The 20,162-nt window shown below is 43.1% G+C and carries 33 protein-coding genes; 31 read left to right on the top strand and 2 right to left on the bottom strand.

Annotated features, from left to right (window positions below; all coding sequences use genetic code 11):
- The first annotated feature begins 1 nt into the window (after position 1).
- The 28 genes from rpsQ to ACKTT9_RS36445 all read left to right on the top strand — a co-directional run bounded on the left by rpsQ (position 2) and on the right by ACKTT9_RS36445 (position 16,409).
- Positions 2 to 265, top strand: a complete 264-nt coding sequence (rpsQ, locus tag ACKTT9_RS36580) for a 30S ribosomal protein S17 (protein WP_157326750.1) — start codon at positions 2 to 4, stop codon at positions 263 to 265.
- Positions 266 to 300: 35 nt separating this feature from the next.
- Positions 301 to 669, top strand: coding sequence for a 50S ribosomal protein L14 (gene rplN, locus ACKTT9_RS36575; protein ID WP_028557485.1), 369 nt, complete (start codon positions 301 to 303; stop codon positions 667 to 669).
- Between the two features lie 51 nt (positions 670 to 720).
- Positions 721 to 1,074, top strand: coding sequence for a 50S ribosomal protein L24 (gene rplX / locus ACKTT9_RS36570; protein WP_209856245.1), 354 nt, complete (start codon positions 721 to 723; stop codon positions 1,072 to 1,074).
- A gap of 33 nt (positions 1,075 to 1,107) precedes the next feature.
- On the top strand, positions 1,108 to 1,650 hold the full coding sequence (gene rplE / locus ACKTT9_RS36565) for a 50S ribosomal protein L5 (protein WP_157326749.1): 543 nt from the start codon (positions 1,108 to 1,110) through the stop codon (positions 1,648 to 1,650).
- Positions 1,651 to 1,686: 36 nt separating this feature from the next.
- On the top strand, positions 1,687 to 1,872 hold the full coding sequence (locus tag ACKTT9_RS36560) for a type Z 30S ribosomal protein S14 (RefSeq protein WP_029196455.1): 186 nt from the start codon (positions 1,687 to 1,689) through the stop codon (positions 1,870 to 1,872).
- A gap of 32 nt (positions 1,873 to 1,904) precedes the next feature.
- Entirely contained in the window at positions 1,905 to 2,303 is a 399-nt protein-coding gene (gene rpsH / locus ACKTT9_RS36555; protein ID WP_029196454.1) for a 30S ribosomal protein S8, read from the top strand.
- A gap of 29 nt (positions 2,304 to 2,332) precedes the next feature.
- Positions 2,333 to 2,875, top strand: a complete 543-nt coding sequence (rplF, locus tag ACKTT9_RS36550) for a 50S ribosomal protein L6 (RefSeq protein WP_315955990.1) — start codon at positions 2,333 to 2,335, stop codon at positions 2,873 to 2,875.
- Between the two features lie 100 nt (positions 2,876 to 2,975).
- A complete protein-coding gene (gene rplR, locus ACKTT9_RS36545) occupies positions 2,976 to 3,344 on the top strand; it encodes a 50S ribosomal protein L18 (protein ID WP_157326747.1) in 369 nt (122 codons plus the stop codon).
- Positions 3,345 to 3,372: 28 nt separating this feature from the next.
- A complete protein-coding gene (gene rpsE, locus ACKTT9_RS36540) occupies positions 3,373 to 3,870 on the top strand; it encodes a 30S ribosomal protein S5 (protein WP_029196451.1) in 498 nt (165 codons plus the stop codon).
- 11 nt (positions 3,871 to 3,881) lie between these two features.
- Positions 3,882 to 4,070 (top strand): 50S ribosomal protein L30, encoded by a 189-nt coding sequence (gene rpmD, locus ACKTT9_RS36535; RefSeq protein ID WP_079417994.1) that lies wholly within the window; start codon positions 3,882 to 3,884, stop codon positions 4,068 to 4,070.
- 36 nt (positions 4,071 to 4,106) lie between these two features.
- Complete coding sequence (rplO, locus tag ACKTT9_RS36530; RefSeq protein ID WP_127457532.1) at positions 4,107 to 4,547, top strand: 50S ribosomal protein L15; 441 nt, start codon at positions 4,107 to 4,109, stop codon at positions 4,545 to 4,547.
- Complete coding sequence (secY, locus tag ACKTT9_RS36525) at positions 4,547 to 5,851, top strand: preprotein translocase subunit SecY (protein WP_157326746.1); 1,305 nt, start codon at positions 4,547 to 4,549, stop codon at positions 5,849 to 5,851. Before rplO ends, secY begins: the two co-directional genes overlap by 1 nt.
- 85 nt (positions 5,852 to 5,936) lie before the next feature.
- On the top strand, positions 5,937 to 6,587 hold the full coding sequence (locus tag ACKTT9_RS36520; protein WP_127457530.1) for an adenylate kinase: 651 nt from the start codon (positions 5,937 to 5,939) through the stop codon (positions 6,585 to 6,587).
- Positions 6,587 to 7,339, top strand: a complete 753-nt coding sequence (gene map, locus ACKTT9_RS36515; RefSeq protein ID WP_157326745.1) for a type I methionyl aminopeptidase — start codon at positions 6,587 to 6,589, stop codon at positions 7,337 to 7,339. The genes ACKTT9_RS36520 and map overlap by 1 nt, the downstream gene beginning before the upstream one ends.
- A gap of 10 nt (positions 7,340 to 7,349) precedes the next feature.
- Complete coding sequence (locus ACKTT9_RS36510; protein WP_157326744.1) at positions 7,350 to 7,655, top strand: KOW domain-containing RNA-binding protein; 306 nt, start codon at positions 7,350 to 7,352, stop codon at positions 7,653 to 7,655.
- Positions 7,656 to 7,657: 2 nt separating this feature from the next.
- Positions 7,658 to 7,876, top strand: coding sequence for a translation initiation factor IF-1 (gene infA / locus ACKTT9_RS36505; RefSeq protein WP_009676800.1), 219 nt, complete (start codon positions 7,658 to 7,660; stop codon positions 7,874 to 7,876).
- Between the two features lie 107 nt (positions 7,877 to 7,983).
- The gene (gene rpmJ / locus ACKTT9_RS36500; protein WP_029196444.1) at positions 7,984 to 8,097 is read left to right on the top strand and encodes a 50S ribosomal protein L36; all 114 of its coding nucleotides are present in this window, start codon (positions 7,984 to 7,986) and stop codon (positions 8,095 to 8,097) included.
- A gap of 19 nt (positions 8,098 to 8,116) precedes the next feature.
- Positions 8,117 to 8,485 (top strand): 30S ribosomal protein S13, encoded by a 369-nt coding sequence (gene rpsM / locus ACKTT9_RS36495; protein ID WP_145669519.1) that lies wholly within the window; start codon positions 8,117 to 8,119, stop codon positions 8,483 to 8,485.
- A gap of 18 nt (positions 8,486 to 8,503) precedes the next feature.
- Positions 8,504 to 8,899 carry a 30S ribosomal protein S11 gene (gene rpsK / locus ACKTT9_RS36490; protein ID WP_028557470.1) on the top strand — a complete coding sequence of 132 codons (396 nt, stop codon included), beginning with the start codon at positions 8,504 to 8,506 and terminating at the stop codon, positions 8,897 to 8,899.
- 126 nt (positions 8,900 to 9,025) lie between these two features.
- Positions 9,026 to 9,970, top strand: a complete 945-nt coding sequence (locus ACKTT9_RS36485; protein WP_029196443.1) for a DNA-directed RNA polymerase subunit alpha — start codon at positions 9,026 to 9,028, stop codon at positions 9,968 to 9,970.
- A 24-nt stretch (positions 9,971 to 9,994) separates the two neighbouring features.
- The gene (gene rplQ / locus ACKTT9_RS36480) at positions 9,995 to 10,360 is read left to right on the top strand and encodes a 50S ribosomal protein L17 (RefSeq protein WP_057304263.1); all 366 of its coding nucleotides are present in this window, start codon (positions 9,995 to 9,997) and stop codon (positions 10,358 to 10,360) included.
- Positions 10,361 to 10,468: 108 nt separating this feature from the next.
- Positions 10,469 to 11,230 (top strand): tRNA pseudouridine(38-40) synthase TruA, encoded by a 762-nt coding sequence (gene truA / locus ACKTT9_RS36475; protein ID WP_407869835.1) that lies wholly within the window; start codon positions 10,469 to 10,471, stop codon positions 11,228 to 11,230.
- Between the two features lie 172 nt (positions 11,231 to 11,402).
- Entirely contained in the window at positions 11,403 to 11,840 is a 438-nt protein-coding gene (gene rplM / locus ACKTT9_RS36470; protein ID WP_127457525.1) for a 50S ribosomal protein L13, read from the top strand.
- An 18-nt stretch (positions 11,841 to 11,858) separates the two neighbouring features.
- Complete coding sequence (rpsI, locus tag ACKTT9_RS36465) at positions 11,859 to 12,251, top strand: 30S ribosomal protein S9 (protein WP_090826682.1); 393 nt, start codon at positions 11,859 to 11,861, stop codon at positions 12,249 to 12,251.
- 265 nt (positions 12,252 to 12,516) lie between these two features.
- Positions 12,517 to 13,209 (top strand): phosphoadenylyl-sulfate reductase, encoded by a 693-nt coding sequence (locus ACKTT9_RS36460; protein WP_407869834.1) that lies wholly within the window; start codon positions 12,517 to 12,519, stop codon positions 13,207 to 13,209.
- A gap of 30 nt (positions 13,210 to 13,239) precedes the next feature.
- Positions 13,240 to 14,412 (top strand): sulfate adenylyltransferase, encoded by a 1,173-nt coding sequence (gene sat / locus ACKTT9_RS36455; RefSeq protein WP_407869833.1) that lies wholly within the window; start codon positions 13,240 to 13,242, stop codon positions 14,410 to 14,412.
- Between the two features lie 71 nt (positions 14,413 to 14,483).
- The gene (gene cwlD, locus ACKTT9_RS36450; protein ID WP_157326741.1) at positions 14,484 to 15,245 is read left to right on the top strand and encodes an N-acetylmuramoyl-L-alanine amidase CwlD; all 762 of its coding nucleotides are present in this window, start codon (positions 14,484 to 14,486) and stop codon (positions 15,243 to 15,245) included.
- Between the two features lie 57 nt (positions 15,246 to 15,302).
- Complete coding sequence (locus tag ACKTT9_RS36445; protein ID WP_407869832.1) at positions 15,303 to 16,409, top strand: P-loop NTPase; 1,107 nt, start codon at positions 15,303 to 15,305, stop codon at positions 16,407 to 16,409.
- 47 nt (positions 16,410 to 16,456) lie between these two features.
- Here the strand turns inward: ACKTT9_RS36445 and gerD are convergent, their stop codons facing one another.
- Positions 16,457 to 17,230, bottom strand: coding sequence for a spore germination lipoprotein GerD (gerD, locus tag ACKTT9_RS36440; RefSeq protein WP_407869831.1), 774 nt, complete (start codon positions 17,228 to 17,230; stop codon positions 16,457 to 16,459).
- A 135-nt stretch (positions 17,231 to 17,365) separates the two neighbouring features.
- Here gerD and ACKTT9_RS36435 point away from each other — a divergent pair, with 135 nt between their 5' ends.
- Positions 17,366 to 17,962 (top strand): KinB-signaling pathway activation protein, encoded by a 597-nt coding sequence (locus ACKTT9_RS36435; protein WP_407869830.1) that lies wholly within the window; start codon positions 17,366 to 17,368, stop codon positions 17,960 to 17,962.
- 26 nt (positions 17,963 to 17,988) lie between these two features.
- Here the strand turns inward: ACKTT9_RS36435 and pdaB are convergent, their stop codons facing one another.
- Entirely contained in the window at positions 17,989 to 18,771 is a 783-nt protein-coding gene (gene pdaB, locus ACKTT9_RS36430) for a polysaccharide deacetylase family sporulation protein PdaB (RefSeq protein WP_407869829.1), read from the bottom strand.
- 111 nt (positions 18,772 to 18,882) lie between these two features.
- Here pdaB and ACKTT9_RS36425 point away from each other — a divergent pair, with 111 nt between their 5' ends.
- Positions 18,883 to 19,494 carry a stage II sporulation protein M gene (locus ACKTT9_RS36425; protein ID WP_164819777.1) on the top strand — a complete coding sequence of 204 codons (612 nt, stop codon included), beginning with the start codon at positions 18,883 to 18,885 and terminating at the stop codon, positions 19,492 to 19,494.
- Positions 19,495 to 19,650: 156 nt separating this feature from the next.
- Positions 19,651 to 19,881 carry a hypothetical protein gene (locus ACKTT9_RS36420; RefSeq protein ID WP_090826664.1) on the top strand — a complete coding sequence of 77 codons (231 nt, stop codon included), beginning with the start codon at positions 19,651 to 19,653 and terminating at the stop codon, positions 19,879 to 19,881.
- Positions 19,882 to 20,162 lie beyond the last annotated feature (281 nt).

The raw sequence follows: 20,162 nt of genomic DNA, 5'->3' as shown, positions 1-20,162 counted from the left end.
GATGGCTGAACGTAACGATCGTAAAGTTCTGATCGGTAAAGTTGTCAGCGATAAAATGGATAAAACCATTGTTGTTGCTGTTGAAACTTACAAAAAACATGATCTCTACCACAAGAGAATCAAATATACGAAGAAATTCAAAGCTCATGATGAAAACAATCAAGCTAAAATCGGTGACACTGTGAAAATTTCCGAAACTAGACCATTGTCCAAAGATAAATCTTGGAGACTTGTTGAAGTTCTTGAAGTTGCAGTTGTTATCTAATAATCTAGATATGAACCCCGAAAGGAGGGAATACGATGATTCAACCATTTACTCGTTTGGCTGTCGCTGACAACTCCGGTGCTAAGCAATTGATGTGTATCCGTGTTTTGGGTGGTACTGGTCGTCGCGTTGGTCACATTGGTGATTTGATCGTATGTTCAGTAAAAGAAGCAACACCTGGTGGCGTTGTTAAAAAAGGTGACGTTGTTAAAGCAGTTATCGTTCGTACGAAGAGCGGTGCTCGCCGTAAAGACGGATCATATATCTCATTTGATGAGAATGCGGCTGTTATCGTGAAAGAAGATAAAAGTCCACGTGGTACACGTATCTTTGGACCAGTTGCACGCGAACTTCGTGACAGAGACTTCATGAAGATCGTATCCTTGGCTCCAGAAGTTATCTAAGAACAGTTAGTCTGTTTTCCTTACGGGAAACCTCAGGAGGTGTAGAAGCTAATGCCAAGAACTAAAAAGAGATTAGAATCTCATAACAATAAACTGCACGTGAAAAAAGACGATACGGTTTTTGTAATCACTGGTAAAGACAAAGGTAAGAAGGGCCGTGTAATCGCTGCTTATCCTCGTCAAAACCGTGTACTGGTTGAAGGTGTAAACATGGTTAAGAAACATGCGAAACCATCCCAACAAAACCCACAAGGCGGTATCTTGAATCAAGAAGCTGCAATCCACGTTTCTAACGTGATGCTGATTGATCCTAAGAGCGGCAAACCTACTCGCGTAGGATACAAAGTATTGGATAACGGAACGAAAGTTCGTATCGCGAAAAAATCCGGCGAAGTTATCGACTAATACAAACAAGCATGGAAAGGAGGCAATTGAGTCATGGCAGTAAGAATGAAAGATCGTTATTTGAACGAAATTACTCCAGCGTTAATTCAAAAGTTTAACTACTCAACAGTTATGCAAGTTCCTAAAATCGAGAAAATCGTTATCAACATGGGTGTTGGTGAGGCTGTATCGAATTCCAAAGTGCTTGATACTGCAGTAGAAGATCTTCAAAAAATCGCTGGTCAAAAACCAGTTGTAACTAAATCCAAAAAAGCAATCGCGGGTTTCAAACTTCGTGAGAACATGCCAATCGGTGTGAAGGTTACACTTCGCGGCGAGCGCATGTATCATTTCTTGGATAAACTTTTCAACGTATCACTTCCACGTGTACGTGACTTCCGCGGTATTTCCAACAAGGCTTTTGATGGCCGTGGGAACTACACGCTTGGTTTGAAAGAACAACTCATTTTCCCTGAAATTGAGTATGATAAGGTTGATAAAGTTCGTGGTATGGATATCGTTATCGTAACAACGGCTAAGTCCGACGAGGAAGCTCGCGAGCTTTTAACACAACTCGGAGCGCCTTTCGTTAAATAGGTTCCAGGTCGTACCTATCAGGAGGTGTTATATTAAGTGGCAAAAACTTCGATGAAAGTCAAACAACAACGTACCCCGAAGTTTAAAGTGCAAGCATACACACGTTGTGAGCGCTGCGGACGTCCGCATTCAGTGCTTCGCAAGTTCAAAATTTGTCGGATTTGTTTCCGCGAATTAGCACACAAAGGTCAGATTCCAGGCGTGAAAAAAGCAAGCTGGTAATCACCCTATTTTCGGGAAGGAGGTTTACACAAATGGTCATGTCAGATCCAATTGCAGATATGCTAACTCGCATTCGTAATGCGAATATCGTACGTCATGAGACAGTTGAAATCCCTGCATCAAAAGTGAAAAGGGAAATCGCTGAAATCCTTAAAAAAGAAGGATTTATCCGTGATGCTGAGTACGTTGAAGATAGCAAACAAGGTATCATTCGTTTGTTCCTGAAATACGGTTCAAACAATGAGCGTGTTATCTCCGGTTTGAAGAGAATCTCCAAACCAGGACTACGCGTTTACACAAAATCACAAGAAATCCCTCGTGTATTGGGCGGATTAGGGATTGCCATCATCTCCACATCTAAAGGAGTTATGACGGATAAAGATGCTCGTCAATCCAAAGCTGGCGGAGAGGTTATCTGCTACGTTTGGTAATACAATTGTAATTGAATGGAGGTGCAAACATGTCTCGTATTGGTCGCAAACCAATCACCATTCCAAGTGGTGTAAATGTAACACTAGAGAATACTCAAATCACGGTTAAAGGTCCTAAAGGTTCTTTGTCCCGTGAACTTCATAAAGATATGAAAGTAAGTGTTCTAGAAAACGAGATTTCCGTTGAGCGCCCTTCCGACAATAAGCTCCACCGTGCTTTGCATGGTACAACACGTAGTGTTGTTGCCAACATGGTAAGTGGTGTAACGGAAGGTTTCGCGAAATCTTTGGATCTAGTAGGCGTTGGTTACCGTGCTAACAAAAGCGGTGACAAACTGGTTCTTAACGTAGGGTACTCTCACCCAGTTGAAATCACTCCAGAGGGCGGTATTGAGTTTGAAGTTCCGTCAAACACTAAAATTATCGTTCGCGGAATTGATAAAGAACTTGTTGGTGCTATGGCAGCTAAAGTTCGTGCAGTACGTGAGCCTGAGCCGTATAAAGGTAAAGGTATCAAGTATGAAGGCGAGCGTATTCTTCGTAAAGAAGGTAAAGCTGGTAAGAAGAAATAAGATCGTAAGATCGCGGGTAATAGCTAAGAGCTTTCGTGAGAAAGCTTGCTATCTAAGCATAAGCCTCGCATCATAAGTGATGAAAGGAGTGTAAGTATAGATGATTACTAAAGGCGATAAAAACAAAGCACGTTTGAAAAGACACCTTCGCGTTCGTAAGAAAATTGAAGGTACTACTGCTCGCCCACGTTTGAACATTTTCCGTTCTTCCAAACACATGTATGCACAACTGATTGATGACACTACTGGTGTTACAATTGCTGCAGCATCCACTCAAGATAAAGATCTGAAAAGTGATATCGGTAACGGTGGTAACGTAGAAGCTGCTCGTAAAGTTGGCGCATTGATCGCAGCACGTGCGAAAGAAAAAGGTGTAAACCAAGTGGTATTTGACCGCGGTGGATATCTTTATCATGGACGTGTGCAAGCATTGGCTGATGCAGCTCGTGAAGCTGGACTAGAATTCTAGGAAATAGATATATAAGGAGGTAAAAGACTTGCGTGTAGATCCTAATACTTTAGAGCTAACAGAAAAAGTTGTTAATATTAATCGCGTAGCTAAAGTAGTAAAAGGCGGACGTCGTTTCAGCTTCAGCGCACTTGTTGTCGTTGGCGATGGCAATGGCTGGGTTGGCGCAGGAATCGGTAAAGCTTCCGAAGTTCCTGATGCAATCCGCAAAGGAATTGAAGATGCGAAAAAGAACTTGATTCATGTTCCAATCGTAGGCACTTCTATTCCTCACCTTGTAACTGGTAAGTTTGGAGCAGGACGCGTTCTGCTTAAACCAGCTTCCCAAGGTACAGGAGTTATCGCAGGCGGACCAGTTCGTGCAGTACTTGAACTTGCTGGTATCGGCGATATTTTGACAAAATCCCTGGGTTCATCGAACTCTATGAACATGGTTAACGCAACGCTTGAAGGCTTAAGCCGTTTGAAAAAAGCGGAAGAAGTTGCAAAGCTTCGTGGTAAAACTGTTCAAGAGTTACTAGGTTAGGAGGGGTAAACATGGCGAAACAACTACAAATTACCCTAAAACGCAGCCTGATTGGCCGCCCTGAAACGCAACGTGTTACTGTGAAAACTCTTGGTCTGCGCAAGCTGCACCAAACTGTTCTTCACCAAGATAACGCAGCAATCAGAGGTATGGTTAATCAAGTGAGCCATTTGGTAGAAGTTAAAGAAATCGAAGCATAATTGCACGATATTAAGATCTAGAGGAGGTGTACAACGATGAAGTTACATGAACTAAGTTCTGCTACAGGCGCTCGTCAAACTCGCAAACGTGTTGGACGTGGAACAAGTAGTGGTATGGGTAAAACATCAACTCGCGGACACAAAGGTCAAAACGCACGTTCCGGTGGTGGCGTTCGTCCTGGATTCGAGGGTGGACAAAATCCATTATACCGTCGTTTACCTAAACGTGGTTTCACGAACCGTTTCCGTACGGAGTACGCAATCGTGAACCTTGAAGATTTGAACAATTTCGCAGCTGGTACCGAAGTTACTCCAGAAGTTTTGATGGAGTCTGGTATTGTTAAAGCTCCTAAAGACGGCATCAAGATTTTAGGAAACGGTGAAATCACAGTAAAATTAACCGTTAAAGCGAATAAGTTCTCTCAATCAGCGATTGAGAAAATCCAAGCTGCCGGCGGTCAAACCGAGGTGATTTAATGTTCAGTACCATAGCCAACATCTTCAAGGTAGAGGATTTGCGTAGAAGGATTGTTTTTACACTCATCTTGTTAATCGTCTACCGCTTAGGTGCGTTCATTCCGGTGCCTAATATAAATACAGATGTTCTTAAACTTCAAGACCAAGCGAATCAGAGCGATGTCTTTGGTTTGCTTAACACGTTTTCCGGCGGTGCGCTCTTCCAGTTCTCCATCTTCGCGATGGGAATTATGCCTTACATCACAGCTTCTATCATCGTTCAGCTTTTGTCCATGGATGTAGTCCCGCGCTTTGCGCAATGGGCGAAAGAAGGCGATGTTGGAAGAAAGAAGATGACGCAAGTAACTCGCTACGGTACGATCATCCTAGGTATTGTGCAAGCATTCGGTCTTTCAATCGGGTTCAACCGCTTATATAGCGGGCTCGTTATCGATCCAGGTTTCGCAACATTTGCTTTGATTGCTATCGTATTGACTGCTGGTACAGCTTTCTTGATGTGGCTCGGGGAGCAAATCACTGAATTTGGGATTGGCAACGGTATTTCCATTATCATCTTTGCAGGTATCGTCGCGGCGATTCCTACAAGCATACAGCAAATCTACAAGTCACTGTTTGCGACCGAAGGAGCTTTGTTCCTGAATATCGTAAAACTGATCATTATTGCTATCGTTGTTGTGCTGATTATTGCTGGTGTCATCTTTGTACAACAAGGGGTTCGTAAGATTCCTGTACAATATGCTAAGCGTGTAGTTGGTCGTAAAATGTATGGTGGTCAAACTACGCACATTCCACTTAAAGTGAATGCTGCTGGTGTAATCCCAGTTATCTTCGCACTTTCGTTATTAATGTTCCCTCCAACCATTGCAAGTTATTGGAGAGGTAATGTCGTTGCAGAATGGATTATTAACAACTTGAGTATTAACCAGACTGCTCCGTTAGCGATTGTTTTGTATGTACTGTTGATTATCGGTTTCACATACTTCTACACTTTCGTACAAATTAATCCAGTTCAAATGGCTGATCAGATGAAGAAAAATGGCGGCTACATACCGGGGATCAGACCTGGTAAAACAACTTCTGTTTATCTGACTCGTGTAATGACTAGAATTACTCTTTCTGGAGCTCTGTTTCTCTCAGCAATCTCGATTCTCCCTATGCTTTTTGGAGGTCTTGCAGGTTTGCCAAGTTCGGTTCGGATTGGTGGTACTTCTTTACTTATCGTAGTAGGCGTTGGTCTTGAAACGATGAAACAAATCGAGAGCCAATTGATTAAACGGCATTACAAAGGGTTTATCAATAAATAGCAAATAGGTTCTGATGGGGCAAATTATGCGACATCGGCACCTATTGTGCTGTTCGTAATGCCGAGTGCGATGGGAGGATTTAAAGTTGAACGTAATTTTTATGGGGCCTCCTGGTGCAGGCAAAGGTACGCAAGCTGAAAAGATCGTAAGTGAATTTCAAATTCCTCATATCTCAACTGGAGATGCGTTTCGCTTGGCGATGAGCCAAGGAACACCACTTGGTGTTGAAGCCAAAGGTTATGTGGATAAGGGGCTTCTTGTTCCTGATGAAATCACGAACGGTATTGTAAGAGAGCGTCTTGCTCAACCGGACTGCGATAAAGGTTTCCTGCTTGACGGGTTCCCGAGAACTGTTGCTCAGGCAGATGCTTTGGCTGAAATTGTAGATTCCTTAGGCAAGAAGATTGAATTAGTAATCAATCTTTCCGTTGATCGCAGCTTTTTGCTCGCACGACTAACCGGCCGAAGAATTTGTAAATCCTGTGGTGCTACGTATCATGTAATCTTCAACCCACCAAAGCAAGATGGCGTATGCGATAAGTGTTCAGGTGAGTTGTACCAACGATCTGATGATACGGAAGAGAAAGTCGGAACGCGTTTGGATGAGTACATCAACAAAACCGCTCCGCTGCTGGATTACTACCAAAAGAGGGAATTATTGCGTGAGGTTAACGGGGAACAAGACATTCATGCGGTAACCGAACAAATTAGTTCACTACTACGAGGTCTAGCGTAATGATCATTTGTAAGTCCGAGGTTGAACTAGACCTTATGCGAGAAGCCGGTCGTATCGTCGCTGATACACACCGCTTATTGGCAAGGGCAATTCGTCCGAACATTACAACGAAAGAACTTGATCAGATCGCAGAGGATTACATTCGCAGTCAGGGAGCAATTCCATCTTTCAAAGGCTATAACGGTTTTCCTGGAAGCATTTGTGCTTCAGTCAACGAAGAATTAGTTCATGGTATTCCTGGTCCAAGAAAGCTGGTTGAGGGCGATATTATCTCTATTGATATTGGCGCTCAGTATAAAGGTTATCATGGAGATTCTGCTTGGACGTATCCTGTCGGTGAGATATCTGAAACAGCCAAACGTTTGTTAGCCGTAACAGAAGAATCACTGTATCGAGGCATAGCAGAAGCTAAACCGGATGCTAGACTCTACACGTTGTCGCATGCAATCCAAACTTGTATTGAAGACGCAGGCTTCTCCGTGGTTATAGAGTATGTCGGTCACGGTATCGGAACGGATCTTCACGAAGAGCCACAAATTCCGAATTACGGTGTGCCTGACAAAGGTCCCCGTCTCAAACCAGGCATGGTCCTAGCCATTGAACCCATGGTGGTCGTTGGCGAAAGATTCGTCCAAACACTCGAAGACGATTGGACTGTTGTCACCGCGGATCGTACATTATGCGCTCATTTTGAACATACGGTTGCTATAACGGCTTCTGGTTACGAAATATTAACCTTGCCTAGATCGTAGGTGATGATGAATGGATAGGTTGATGCCGAAGGTGGGTCAAATCGTAAAGGTGCTTCGCGGTAGAGACCCCGGAGAATATGCGGTCGTGATTGGCATTGTCGATGATCGCTTTGTCTGGCTTGCAGACGGCGTACATCGGAAATTCGATCAGCCGAAGAAGAAGAACCTGAATCATCTTCAAATACAAGAAACGATTAGTAGTGAAGTGGAGTCAAGCATTAGGGAAACAGGTCGTGTTACTAATGGAAAGTTGCGCTTCGCAATTGCCAAATTCGTTGAACTCAAGCAAGTTGAAGCACAAGAGAAAGGAGAATGACTGTGGCCAAAGAAGATGTAATTGAAGTAGAAGGTACAGTGATTGAACCTCTTCCGAATGCAATGTTTAAGGTTGAATTGGAAAATGGTCATAAAATCCTAGCCCATGTATCTGGTAAAATCAGAATGCACTTTATCCGCATTTTACCTGGAGACAAGGTTACCGTAGAATTATCGCCTTATGATTTAACGAGAGGCCGTATAACCTACCGCTTTAAATAAATGTTCGGCTTACATGTAAGTTACTCTCTCAAGGCGTATGCTTACGAAGCAAGTTTTCTAACAGAAAACGCAACATGGTTGCTTACGATGATAAGGAGGGCTTAGAAATGAAAGTTAGACCATCGGTTAAACCGATTTGCGAGAAATGCAAAGTTATTCGCCGTAAAGGTAACATTATGGTAATTTGCGAAAATCCAAAGCACAAACAAAAACAAGGTTAAAAGGAGGTGCAATCTGTAGATGGCACGTTTAGCTGGAGTTGACTTACCTCGTGACAAACGAGTAGTAATCGCGTTGACTTACATTTTCGGTATCGGCACTACAACTGCTCAGAAAATCATCGCTTCAACAGGTATTGACGGCAGCACTCGCGTTCGCGACCTGACGGAAGATGAAGTGAGCAAAATCCGTGATGTAATTGACAAAACCCTTAAAGTAGAAGGCGACCTTCGCCGTGAGATTTCCCTGAACATCAAACGTCTAATCGAAATCGGATCCTACCGTGGTCTTCGTCACCGCCGTGGTCTTCCTGTTCGTGGTCAACGTACTAAAACTAATGCTCGTACACGTAAAGGTCCTCGTCGTACAGTAGCTAATAAGAAGAAATAATAAAGGGGGTTAGAGCTAATGGCAAAACCTAAAAAAGTAGTCCGTACGAAACGTCGTGACCGTAAAAATATTGAGTCCGGAGTTGCACACATCCGTTCAACATTTAACAATACGATCGTAACGATCACGGATCCTCATGGCAACGCAATTTCCTGGGCATCTTCAGGAAACCTTGGATTCAAAGGTTCCCGTAAAAGTACACCTTTTGCGGCACAAATGGCAGCTGAAAAAGCAGCTAAAGCAGCTATGGAGCACGGCTTGAAAACTGTTGAAGTTATGGTTAAAGGTCCAGGCGCTGGCCGCGAAGCAGCAATCCGCTCTTTGCAAGCAGCAGGTCTTGAAGTAAACCTGATTAAAGACGTGACTCCGGTTCCTCACAATGGCTGCCGTCCTCCAAAACGTCGTCGCGTATAATTCAGGATTACTTTGTAGTATAATTATCTTAAAAACGTGAATAATGGTTTGAAGGATAGGCATACTATGAAATTTTGAAGCGAAGTATCCAGAGGGAAACGACGTATTGAATGGAGGGTACATTTCATGATCGAAATCGAAAAGCCAAAAATCGAAACTGTAGCATTGAGTGAAGACGGCGCTTATGGAAGATTTATCATAGAGCCTTTGGAGCGTGGCTATGGTACAACATTAGGTAACTCACTACGTCGTATCTTACTGTCCTCTTTACCCGGGGCTGCAGTAACCTCTGTCCAAATCGATGGCGTTTTGCATGAGTTTTCAACGATTCCTGGCGTGCTTGAGGATGTAACGGAAATTATCCTTAATCTTAAAGGACTTTCGTTGAAAATTCACTCCGATGAGGAGAAAGTGCTTGAAATTGATGCAGAAGGAGAAGGTAATATTACTGCGGCAGATATTCGCGGTGATAGCGATGTGGAGATTCTTAACCCGGATCTGCATATTGCAACCTTATCTCCGGATGCGCGTCTTCACATGAGGATTCATGCGGGCAGAGGACGCGGTTACGTCCAATCGGATAAAAATAAGCATGAAGAGCAACCAATTGGTGTGATTCCAATTGATTCGATCTACACGCCTATTACCCGAGTAAATTACAGTATCGAGAATACTCGCGTCGGCCAAGTGACGAACTATGATAAGTTGACCCTCGAAGTGTGGACCGATGGAAGTATTAGACCAGAAGAAGCAGTAAGCTTGGGCGCCAAAATCTTAACTGAACATCTGAACTTGTTCGTCGGTTTGACGGACGAAGCCAAAGATGCTGAGATTATGGTGGAGAAAGAAGAAGATAAGAAAGAGAAAGTTCTGGAGATGACTATCGAAGAGCTGGATCTATCTGTTCGTTCTTACAACTGCCTCAAGCGTGCAGGGATTAACACCGTACAAGAGCTAATTACCAAAACAGAAGAAGACATGATGAAAGTTCGGAACTTAGGTCGCAAATCGCTTGAAGAAGTTCAAGAAAAGCTCGAAGAGCTTGGTTTGGGTCTTCGTACCGAGGAATAGTCTTGTCAGAAGGAGGTTAATTCAATGAACTACAGGAAGTTGAACCGCGATTCCAGTAATCGTAAAGCATTGTTCCGTGATCTGGTTACAGATTTGTTCATACATGAACGCATTCAAACTACAGAAGCAAAAGCAAAAGAAATTCGTTCCATCGCTGAGAAGTTAATCACTCTTGCGAAACGCGGAGATCTTCATGCACGCCGTCAGGTTGCTGCTTTTGTTCGTAGAGAGGCTGCAAACGAAAACCAAGATGCGATTCAAAAACTTTTCTCCGATTTGGCTACTCGTTACTCCGAGCGTCCAGGTGGATACACGCGTATCCTTAAACTGGGACCACGCCGCGGTGACGCAGCACCAATGGTATACCTAGAGCTAGTAGATCGCGCATAAGACGGATGGGAAAGGGTGGACGGAATCATAGATTCTGGTGAAGCCCTTTTTTTGCAGTCTTTTACCTGACCTATACGGTAGGAAGGATGACTCATGGAGGAACAAGCCTTGAGAAATCTACGGTTTACCATAAGCTATGATGGAACAGCATACTCAGGCTTTCAGATTCAACCCAATGCGGATACCATCCAGCAGCGGCTAGAACAGGCTGTTTATCTGTTGACTGGTGAGCAAGTGAAAGTGGCCTCCTCGGGGCGCACTGACGCGGGTGTTCACGCCAAAGCGCAAGTTATTAATTTTACCACGAATTCCAAGATACCTGTGGAACGTTGGTGTTTAGCTCTAAACGCTAGACTACCCAAGGACATCGTCGCTCATACGGCGGAGGAGGTCCCCCCATCTTTTCACTCCCGCAAAGCCGCGAAACGCAAGACTTACTGTTACACGATTCGTTCGGTGCGCTTCCCTGATGTCTTTCACCGCAATTATGAATACCATCACCCTACGCATTTAAACGTGGAAGCCATGAGTGAGGCGCTCCCTTGTTTGCTAGGAGAGCATGATTTCACTTCGTTTTGCACGGTGAGAACGGATAAGGAAGTAAAGGTGAGAACCCTCTACGAGGCTCGTATGGTGCTTGAAACCGACGAGTTAACCGGTGGGGGTCAGGTTGAAAGGATTCGGATCATTGTGACGGGGAACGGCTTCCTTTATAACATGGTTAGGATCATTGTAGGCACGTTAATTCAGATTGGCGAAGGTAAGAGACCTAGCAGCGATATGCAGCGCATTCTTGAGGCCAGAAACCGGGCTGAAGCAGGGCCTACTGCCGAAGCGATGGGGTTAATGTTGTGGAAAGTAGAGTATTAAAAAACTTGAAACTTTTCTTGCTTCTTCACTAGGTTTCGTGTAAAATATAACTTGGCGTTTCGTGATCGGCTATCCCACAGCCCCTGATCCGCAGCTGCCACAACCATCCATCGATTATGTAAGTTAACTATAATAAATATGTATTTGAGATATATTTTTAGGAGGATTCAGCATGCGCACGACATATATGGCGAAGCCAAATGAAGTAGAGCGTAAATGGTACATTGTTGACGCTGCAGGCCAAACACTTGGCCGTCTTGCAAGTGAAGTTGCTAGCATTATCCGCGGTAAGCACAAACCGGAGTTTACACCACACGTAGATACTGGTGATTTCGTAGTTGTTATCAATGCTTCCCAAATTAAGCTTACTGGTAAAAAAATGCAAAACAAAATGTACTACCGTCACTCTTTATACCAAGGTGGTTTGAAAGTGACTTCCGCTCAGGACTTGCTTAACAGCAAACCTGACCGTATGATCGAATTTGCCGTACACGGTATGCTTCCTAAGAACCGTCTTGGCGACAGCTTGAAAACAAAGCTTAAAGTATACGGTGGAGCAGAACACCCACATCTAGCACAACAACCAGAAGTTTGGAATCTTCGCGGTTAATATAAGGAGGAACGGTTCGTGGCACAAGTTCAATATTATGGAACGGGTCGTCGTAAACATTCGGTAGCGCGTGTGCGCCTAGTACCGGGTGAAGGACGCATCATTATCAACAAACGTGATCTAGATGAGTATTTCGGTCTAGAAACTTTGAAACTTATCGTTAAACAACCTTTGGCTTTGACAGAAACTGTCGGTAAATACGACGTTTTGGTTCTTGCTAATGGTGGTGGAATCAGCGGACAAGCTGGAGCAATCCGTCACGGTATCTCCCGCGCTTTGTTGAAAGCTGATCCTGAATACCGTGGATCTTTGAAGAAAGCTGGATTCCTAACACGTGATTCCCGTATGAAAGAGCGTAAAAAATATGGATTGAAAGCCGCTCGTCGCGCTCCTCAATTCTCCAAACGTTAAGATCTTGCGCTTCGGCGCTCGAAAGAAACCTTCCTGGCAGCTTGCTGGGGAGGTTTTTTCTGTCTTTACGCAGGTTTTTATCTTTTTCGTTGAAAAGTATTCTCAATACCCGCCATTTTTACCGTTTTGAATATATATAAGTGTGTAAATAAGGTAAAGTTAATACCAAAATGATGATAAGTCATTGACAGGAAGAATAACTCAGCTATAATTAAGTGTAAATCATACAATATAACTCGGAATTAAAAATGGAGGTAACGTACCAATGAATCTTTTCGAAAAAGAAGCCTTTGTTACTAAAGCCGCTGAAGAATTTGAAAATCAGCCCGCTGAAGCTGTTTTGAGATTAGCTGTTGAAAAATTCCCTAGTTTAACACTTGCATGTAGCTTTGGAGCGGAAGATGTTGTGCTTGTTGATATGCTTCAAAAGATTAATCTGAACGTAGATATTTTCTACTTGGATACGAATGTTCATTTTCCAGAAACCTATGAAACTCGGGATCGTCTTGAGCAGCATTACGGAACGAAATTCGTCCAAGTACTGCCGAAACTTACGCTTGAAGAACAAGCTGAGAAATTTGGCGACGAGCTTTGGAAAAGTGATGCAAACCAGTGCTGCAACATTCGTAAGGTCGATCCGCTTACAGATATTCTAAAAAACTACGATGCTTGGATTACGGGAATCCGCCGCGATCAAGCTCCAACTCGTGCAAATGCTAAAAAAGTAGAATATGATGTGAAATTTGGTTTGATTAAATTCAATCCGTTGGCTAACTGGACGTCAGAAGATGTATGGAATTACATTCGTGAGAATAATGTAATTTATAACCCGCTGCATGATCGTAACTATCCCAGCATTGGCTGCACGCATTGCACACGTCAAGTAGCAGAAGGAGAAGATCCACGCGCAGGCCGTTGGGCGAATACGGAGAAAACGGAATGCGGATTGCATAAATAAGAATAGCGGGATGATGGGGGGACTACGTCAATGACGAGGATCAAACCACATGGTGGCGAATTAATCAACCGCTTGGTACCGGCAGAGCATAGAGAAGAATTTCTCAAAGTCGCGGCTTCCTTGAAACAAATTCGTGTAAACTCATGGACCATTTCTGACCTTGATCTTATTGCAGTAGGTGCGTTCTCCCCTCTAATCGGTTTTCTTGATGAAGCAAATTACAATACGGTTGTAGAAACTATGCGTCTAACAGATGGGACAGTTTGGAGTATTCCAATTACATTGTCCATTCCTCCAGACGTAGCTGCTTCCATCTCCATTGGTGAGCAGGTTGCGCTTGTCGGCGAAGAAGATGGCGTACATTACGCTATTTTAGACACGACTAGTATCTACAAAGTCGACCAAATGAATGAAGCTGTTAAAGTTTTTAAAACCGATGATATGGCACATCCAGGAGTAGATAAGCTCTTTTCTCGATCCTCTACTAATATCGGTGGACCGATCCAGATGCTGAATCGTCCTAAGCCGAAGAAGTTTGAAGAGTTCTACTATGATCCATCGGAGACGCGTCGTATTTTTGCGGAAAAGGGCTGGAAAACCGTTGTTGGTTTCCAAACGCGCAATCCGGTCCATCGTGCGCATGAATACATCCAGAAATCTGCGATGGAGATCGTGGATGCTTTATTTCTCAACCCGCTTGTTGGTGAAACAAAGTCCGATGACATTTCTGCTGATGTGCGAATGAAAAGCTATCTAGTTCTCCTCGAGAACTACTATCCAAAGAATCGTACGCATCTTGGTGTTTATCCGGCCGCTATGCGCTATGCAGGGCCCCGTGAGGCGATTCTGCACGCTATAGTGCGTAGAAACTATGGTTGCACTCATTTTATCGTTGGACGCGACCACGCGGGCGTAGGCGACTATTACGGTACGTATGAGGCGCAAGAGATTTTCAGCGGTTTTACGGAAGATGAATTGGGGATCACCCCTCTATTCTTTGAGCACAGCTTCTTCTGCACCAAATGCGGTAACATGGCGTCTAGTAAAACTTGTCCACATGATAAGTCATACCACATGCACCTCTCTGGTACGAAGGTACGCGGCCTTCTTAGAGATGGACAGTGCCCGCCGCCAGAGTTTACTCGTCAAGAGGTTGCTCAAGTTTTAATTGAAGGGCTTCGCGACCCTGATTATCACGTGTAAGCAAGGTATATTTGTCCACCCTGTCCCATATAGATGATACAGAGTCTATGGGGAACAGAGGTGGATTTTTTATGCGTAAAAGGAAGAAGCGGTTGGTCGTATGGCTGACTTTTCACAGTAGCCTCAAACTAGCACTTTCGACTTTACTGGTTGCGCTCGTCGTTTTTATCTATGCCTATGAGCTTCCGGCGACGAAAACATGGTCAGACTGGACATTACCGTTATCGGGTAAAACCATCGCGCTGGATGCCGGGCATGGTGGTCCGGACGGCGGTGCTTCGAGCAAAGAAGGTGTGATTGAGAAAGATATCAATCTAGCCATTACTTTGCAATTGCGTGATTATTTACAGCAAGCAGGGGCGCTCGTAGTAATGACCAGAGAAACGGATACAGATCTAGCAGACCCAGGTACCAAAGGGTACAGTAAAAGAAAAACAGAAGATCTCCACAATCGAGCGGATATGATAAATGAGAAAAATGCCGATATGTTCCTGAGCGTTCATCTGAACAGTATTCCATCACCCAAGTGGAAAGGGGCACAAACGTTCTACTACACGAATAATCCCAATAACTCCAACCTTGCTGCGCTAATTCAACTCGAATTAAAAAGAAATTTGGAAAATACAGATCGTGTCGCCAAGCCCGCGGACAAAACGGTGTATTTGTTAAAAACATTAAAAATTCCAAGTGCACTCGTAGAAGTAGGGTTCCTTTCTAATCCGGATGAAGCAAGACTTCTTGCCGATGAGAAATATCAGAAAATGGTCGCCGCAGCCATTTATCAGGGCGTTCTTAGATTTTATGCCGGTGAGAAAGTGGGTTCTGAATCATAATGTGTTATAATAAAGGCCACTAATATAATTACGATCTCTTAATAAAGGTGAGTGGCTATGATAAATAAAGAGCAGCTATTAGAAGCTTTAAAACCTCTGCAAGAGCCTCGATATAACCAAAGTGTTGTCGAGTTGAATTTGGTTCGGGATATTTTAATAAAAGAAGAAAGTGTCTCGCTAAGTTTGATCGTTGCAACGGAAGATGAAGCTTATAAAGAAACGGCGAAGAACTTTATTCGTGAAGCTATAGAACAACTAGGATCCGGTCAGGTTCATATTCGATTTAGACTGATGACAGATTATGAGCGTAATCAGATTGAAGAGCTATATAAACCAAACTCAAGTGCTTCTGATAAGCCAAATGACACTAAACCCGTACAACCTCCTATTGACCAGCCCATATTGGGTGAAGCGTCCAAGGTACAGTTTATTGCTGTGGCCAGTGGTAAAGGGGGCGTAGGTAAATCAACGGTGACGGTGAATCTAGCTGTTGCGTTGGCACGCCAAGGAAAAAAAGTAGGCATCATCGATGCGGATATTTACGGCTTTAGCATCCCGGATATGATGGGCATTGAAGAACAGCCTAAGCTCGTTGATAATGTTATCCTGCCAGTAGAGAAATTCGGCGTCAAAGTTATTTCTATGGGCTTTTTTGTTCAAGATAATGCTCCCGTTATTTGGCGCGGGCCGATGCTTGGGAAGATGCTGCGGAACTTCTTTAACGAAGTGAACTGGGGCGATGTGGAGTATATCCTTCTCGATCTTCCTCCAGGCACAGGGGATGTTGCACTTGATGTGCATCAACTAATTCCACAAAGTAAAGAAATAATCGTGACTACGCCACATGCAACTGCAGCTTTCGTAGCGGCTAGAGCTGGCGCAATGGCGATTCAAACGAACCATGAAGTATTAGGAATTGTAGAGAATATGTCCTACTATGAGTGCAAAGATTGCGGCAGCAAGGATTACGTCTTTGGCAAAGGCGGCGGAGCTAGACTTGCGGATGATTTACATAGTGAATTATTAGCTCAGATTCCGCTAGGAGCTCCTGATAATCATATTTCAGAAATTGATTATTCACCGTCGGTGTACAAGCAAGACTCTAAAACAGGTCAAATCTATTTGGATGTGGCCGCGAATATCATCGCCAAATTAGAAAAGTAATAGAAAAGGGCTGACGGAGAACCTCTCCGTTAGCCCTTTTTCGTGTCCTATTGCGAATCGGATGAACCGGATTCTTTCTTCTTCTTCTCGGTATCTTCAGAGTCGCTTTTTTCATCTTTTTGTTTATCGTCTCCACTACCTTTATCTTTACTATCCCCGCCACTTTCATCTTTCTTTTGAGCGGCTTTTGCCGTAGGCATTTGATCAGGCTTGCTCTGCTGAGCAATAGCGGATTTAAGCAAATCGACCATATGTGCACGGAAAAGAGGGCTCTGAATCGACTCTTCCATCACGGTCATCATTTGTTGGCGATAGGCTGCAGTTTTCATGACATCGAGCATCATTTTCTCGTAATCAGGATTTTTCATCACATCAACAAGTGACTTTTGATATTCAGGATCTTTTAACAATTCTTTAAACATTTGTTTTGTCTCTTTTTGAATGGCTTTTGCGAAATCTCCTGCAAATTTTGGATCCTTCATCATATCTGTGAGAAACATGTTATTTTCTTTTGCTGTTAAAACATCTTTGACAGCCATTTGTAGTTGCAAAGATTCGTTGGCTGAGAGTAGTTTGATCTGAGACTGGCCGGCTACGCCTGTGGTGCCAACATCACCATTCATGATGCTGCGATTAGCCGCGCTGATTGCTTTTTTACCGTCTTCTGACTTTAGAATATCAAGAATCATGGTCTTTTGTTCTTTATACGTACCCGCTTGTGATTGACCCTGCGATGATTTGTCAGTCCCGCACGAAGAAAGAAGTAAAGCAATAGTAATGAGCGGCAGGACCATCATTGGGCTTAACCTTCTTATTATCATGAGAAAAAGCTCCCTTCCCTAGCTAAGTAATGTTAGTATGCGTGGTTAGGGATAGATTATAAGGGCAAATCATTGGCTTTTTATCTCAATCGTTGGTACAATTAACAATTAGAGTCTATGATGGAGGGAATGCACGTGACGCTTCGCAAATGGTTTCATTTATTTTGGACAACACTATTATTAGGAATGATTGTCTCTATAGGAATCGGGCTAATTTTACAATTTTCCGATAAAGAATTCTCTGTGATGGGGTTGTCGGCTGTAGGCTTCAATGTGGTAAATATGCTGCTTGGGGGAGCGACGATTAGCGTCCTAAGTCAAATGGGTTTTTTCGCTTATCTGATCGTCAGATTTATTGCCGCGGGGATTATTAAATCCAAGACGGTGTGGGATCTTTTACAACTAACGATTGTCATCGTCGTACTGATTGACCTTGTGTATCTCAGAATGACCAATTTTGAAGGAAATGATTCCGTATTAAGTTACTCTATATTGCCACTGATCATACTGATAATTTCTTTGGGAGTTGCTTACTGGAAAGTCAAAATGACGAATCGAAACGCCTTTATCCCGACCTTATTCTTTATGTGCGCCGTATCCGTGCTTGAAGCCGTTCCTGCGCTTAAATTAGACAATGCTGCTTCGAGCTTGTTTATGTTAGCTCCACTATTGGTTTGTAATGCATGGCAAATTCTGATTTTACATAAAATATTAGATAACAAAAAGAGCTAATTCAATTAGCTCTTTTTTTGTGGAAATTAATTGAGTTGTTTCATCGTTCTGTCTTCGACAGGGGTTGTTTGTACTTCAGTTTGTTTGATTAGTTCACTGACCGTGACGAATTCATAACCTTTGGATCTCAATTGATCAATAATAACGGGTAAGGCCTCATGGGTTTGTTGGGAGGAATCACTGGCATGCAGCAAAACAATGTCTCCTGGATGAGCCTTAGTAATAACGCGGTTAATAATCGTATCCACGCCTTTGTTGAGCCAGTCCTGCGAATCTGTATCCCATTGAATAACGGAATAACCTAGATCGTTAGCGATTCGGAGTACACGTTTGTCGAAATCCCCATTGGGCATACGAATTAGATTGGGCTCTTTTCCGATTAATTCCGTCAATATACCATGAGCTGTCGTTATTTGTTTGCGTATTTCTTCATCGCTAAGTGTGCTGTAATTATCATGCTTATTACCGTGACTGCCGATTTCGAAGCCATCTTTCTTAATTTGTTCTACGATCTCAGGGTGGGTTTTACTCCAAGGCGAGGAGAGAAAGAAAGTTGCGTCTTTTACCCCTTTATCCTTAAGAATGTTCAGAATTGGCTCAGCTCGTTTTTCTCCCCAGGAAATATCGAAGGTTAATGCAATAACCTTTTTCTCTGTCTGCACACTATAAATCGCCGAAGGCTCAGCATTAGAAAAAACAGACACATTGCTTTGCTCCGAATAGACAATAGCTGCCGCGAATACGATGGCAAGAGCAATAAATACATATTGCTTGAATTTCTTGGCATTTAGTACAAAAAAATAGTTCATTTACAGCCTGTACCTCCTTATGCCTTACAACGGGTAAGGCTTGTATACTCTTTGATAAATAATGTATGCTCGTACACAGTACTTATGCTTCCGAAATTGGAGGAAAGAGAAATGACATTTAAACCTTTATTGCAGCATTTTAAAGAAATGAAGCACTATTTCATCGTCGTTGTTTTAGTGTTTGGCGTCAGTTTCTATTTGGGCTGGGCAAACTCAGATCAATTTTCACACTTTTTGAAAGATCAGCTAGAAGGGATTAAGTCGATAAGTCAATCGCTCAGTAAGAAAGACAATCCGCAAATATGGTTTTTCTTTATTATCTTCCTGAATAATGCCATCAAATCTGTGGCCATTATTTTTCTTGGGCTTCCTTTGGGTGTGCTACCGCTCTTCATGTTGGTTGCAAACGGCATGATATTAGGGTATGTATTATCGCTGCAAACGCATGAGAGTACTCTAGCTATTGTGCTCAAAGGGATTCTTCCGCATGGCATCATCGAAATCCCAGTTATACTTCTTGCCTGTGCTTATGGACTTAAAATAGGCATGTTGGTCTGGAAAAGCGCAGCGCAAATATTTATTCCTGCTGCCAATAGAACGGCTATTCCAGAACTTAAGAAAGTACTAACTCTAACCAAACCTCTTAGTGTTGCAATCGTCGTTCTTTTGTTCCTGGCGGCAATCATTGAAAGTACGCTCACCTACTGGTTGGTTCATCTGTAAAATTTTTTCAGGAAGCTTGTCATAAAAATGGCAAAATCTGAGCATAACAGTAAAGCAGTCGGGTGGCGGGCAAACGAGGGTTTTAGTTGGCCGCTTCTTTCGACTCTACTGTTAGTGCCATTAATCTCTACAGTCGAGAGGGGTTTGGGTGGATGTATGCTCGGATTTTTGTTCAATGATCGGGAATGCAGAGAGTTAGATTACGTATTACGTAAAGAATTAGATGAAATGTTATTTGATTTGAACGACAAACGAATTGATCAAGAAATTAAAGGGGCCATAGAATCCAGATATAAAGTTATCTTCAGGATGTATGCTCGTTTAGCGACTCCCAAAGAAATTTCGAAATATGCAAGAAACCGCAATTACCAGGCTCAAAAAAAATAGGGGGTATGTTCTTGACTTACCCTCTCCTTATGTGTTACTTTATATCTCGCCCCTTGAAAAATAAGGACAAGCAAGCCAACTTCAAATGACGCGAAAAGTTATTTCGAAAAAAGACTTGCAATGTTCCGGGCGAATGTGGTATATTTAAAAAGTCGCCGCTAAACAGCGGTGGTGATAATCGAAAGAAATTGATCTTTGAAAACTGAACAACGAGTGAGTAAGCACAGTCGAGCAATCGACTATAAATGAGATGAATAATCTCGCTAGCAAGTCAATGAGTA

The organism is Paenibacillus sp. P36 (assembly GCF_045866505.1).
Classification (GTDB): Bacteria; Bacillota; Bacilli; order Paenibacillales; family NBRC-103111; genus Paenibacillus_E; species Paenibacillus_E chondroitinus.
The sequence above is the reverse complement of the archived record's forward strand: the minus strand, read 5'-3'. Positions and strand labels throughout refer to the sequence as shown.

Excerpts from the sequence above, each read along its gene's own strand:
- rplO (WP_127457532.1), top strand. The coding sequence starts at position 4,107 with ATGAAGTTACATGAACTAAGTTCTGCTACAGGCGCTCGTCAAACTCGC.
- rplQ (WP_057304263.1), top strand. The coding sequence starts at position 9,995 with ATGAACTACAGGAAGTTGAACCGCGATTCCAGTAATCGTAAAGCATTG.
- rplF (WP_315955990.1), top strand. The coding sequence starts at position 2,333 with ATGTCTCGTATTGGTCGCAAACCAATCACCATTCCAAGTGGTGTAAAT.
- ACKTT9_RS36425 (WP_164819777.1), top strand. The coding sequence starts at position 18,883 with ATGACATTTAAACCTTTATTGCAGCATTTTAAAGAAATGAAGCACTAT.
- rpmJ (WP_029196444.1), top strand. The coding sequence starts at position 7,984 with ATGAAAGTTAGACCATCGGTTAAACCGATTTGCGAGAAATGCAAAGTT.
- rpsH (WP_029196454.1), top strand. The coding sequence starts at position 1,905 with ATGGTCATGTCAGATCCAATTGCAGATATGCTAACTCGCATTCGTAAT.
- rplX (WP_209856245.1), top strand. The coding sequence starts at position 721 with ATGCCAAGAACTAAAAAGAGATTAGAATCTCATAACAATAAACTGCAC.
- rplN (WP_028557485.1), top strand. The coding sequence starts at position 301 with ATGATTCAACCATTTACTCGTTTGGCTGTCGCTGACAACTCCGGTGCT.
- rpsM (WP_145669519.1), top strand. The coding sequence starts at position 8,117 with ATGGCACGTTTAGCTGGAGTTGACTTACCTCGTGACAAACGAGTAGTA.
- sat (WP_407869833.1), top strand. The coding sequence starts at position 13,240 with ATGACGAGGATCAAACCACATGGTGGCGAATTAATCAACCGCTTGGTA.
- ACKTT9_RS36510 (WP_157326744.1), top strand. The coding sequence starts at position 7,350 with ATGGATAGGTTGATGCCGAAGGTGGGTCAAATCGTAAAGGTGCTTCGC.
- rpsQ (WP_157326750.1), top strand. The coding sequence starts at position 2 with ATGGCTGAACGTAACGATCGTAAAGTTCTGATCGGTAAAGTTGTCAGC.
- ACKTT9_RS36485 (WP_029196443.1), top strand. The coding sequence starts at position 9,026 with ATGATCGAAATCGAAAAGCCAAAAATCGAAACTGTAGCATTGAGTGAA.
- secY (WP_157326746.1), top strand. The coding sequence starts at position 4,547 with ATGTTCAGTACCATAGCCAACATCTTCAAGGTAGAGGATTTGCGTAGA.
- map (WP_157326745.1), top strand. The coding sequence starts at position 6,587 with ATGATCATTTGTAAGTCCGAGGTTGAACTAGACCTTATGCGAGAAGCC.
- pdaB (WP_407869829.1), bottom strand. The coding sequence starts at position 18,771 with ATGAACTATTTTTTTGTACTAAATGCCAAGAAATTCAAGCAATATGTA.
- rpmD (WP_079417994.1), top strand. The coding sequence starts at position 3,882 with ATGGCGAAACAACTACAAATTACCCTAAAACGCAGCCTGATTGGCCGC.
- ACKTT9_RS36420 (WP_090826664.1), top strand. The coding sequence starts at position 19,651 with ATGCTCGGATTTTTGTTCAATGATCGGGAATGCAGAGAGTTAGATTAC.
- rpsK (WP_028557470.1), top strand. The coding sequence starts at position 8,504 with ATGGCAAAACCTAAAAAAGTAGTCCGTACGAAACGTCGTGACCGTAAA.
- rplE (WP_157326749.1), top strand. The coding sequence starts at position 1,108 with ATGGCAGTAAGAATGAAAGATCGTTATTTGAACGAAATTACTCCAGCG.
- rplR (WP_157326747.1), top strand. The coding sequence starts at position 2,976 with ATGATTACTAAAGGCGATAAAAACAAAGCACGTTTGAAAAGACACCTT.
- ACKTT9_RS36460 (WP_407869834.1), top strand. The coding sequence starts at position 12,517 with ATGAATCTTTTCGAAAAAGAAGCCTTTGTTACTAAAGCCGCTGAAGAA.
- gerD (WP_407869831.1), bottom strand. The coding sequence starts at position 17,230 with ATGATAATAAGAAGGTTAAGCCCAATGATGGTCCTGCCGCTCATTACT.
- rplM (WP_127457525.1), top strand. The coding sequence starts at position 11,403 with ATGCGCACGACATATATGGCGAAGCCAAATGAAGTAGAGCGTAAATGG.
- cwlD (WP_157326741.1), top strand. The coding sequence starts at position 14,484 with ATGCGTAAAAGGAAGAAGCGGTTGGTCGTATGGCTGACTTTTCACAGT.
- ACKTT9_RS36445 (WP_407869832.1), top strand. The coding sequence starts at position 15,303 with ATGATAAATAAAGAGCAGCTATTAGAAGCTTTAAAACCTCTGCAAGAG.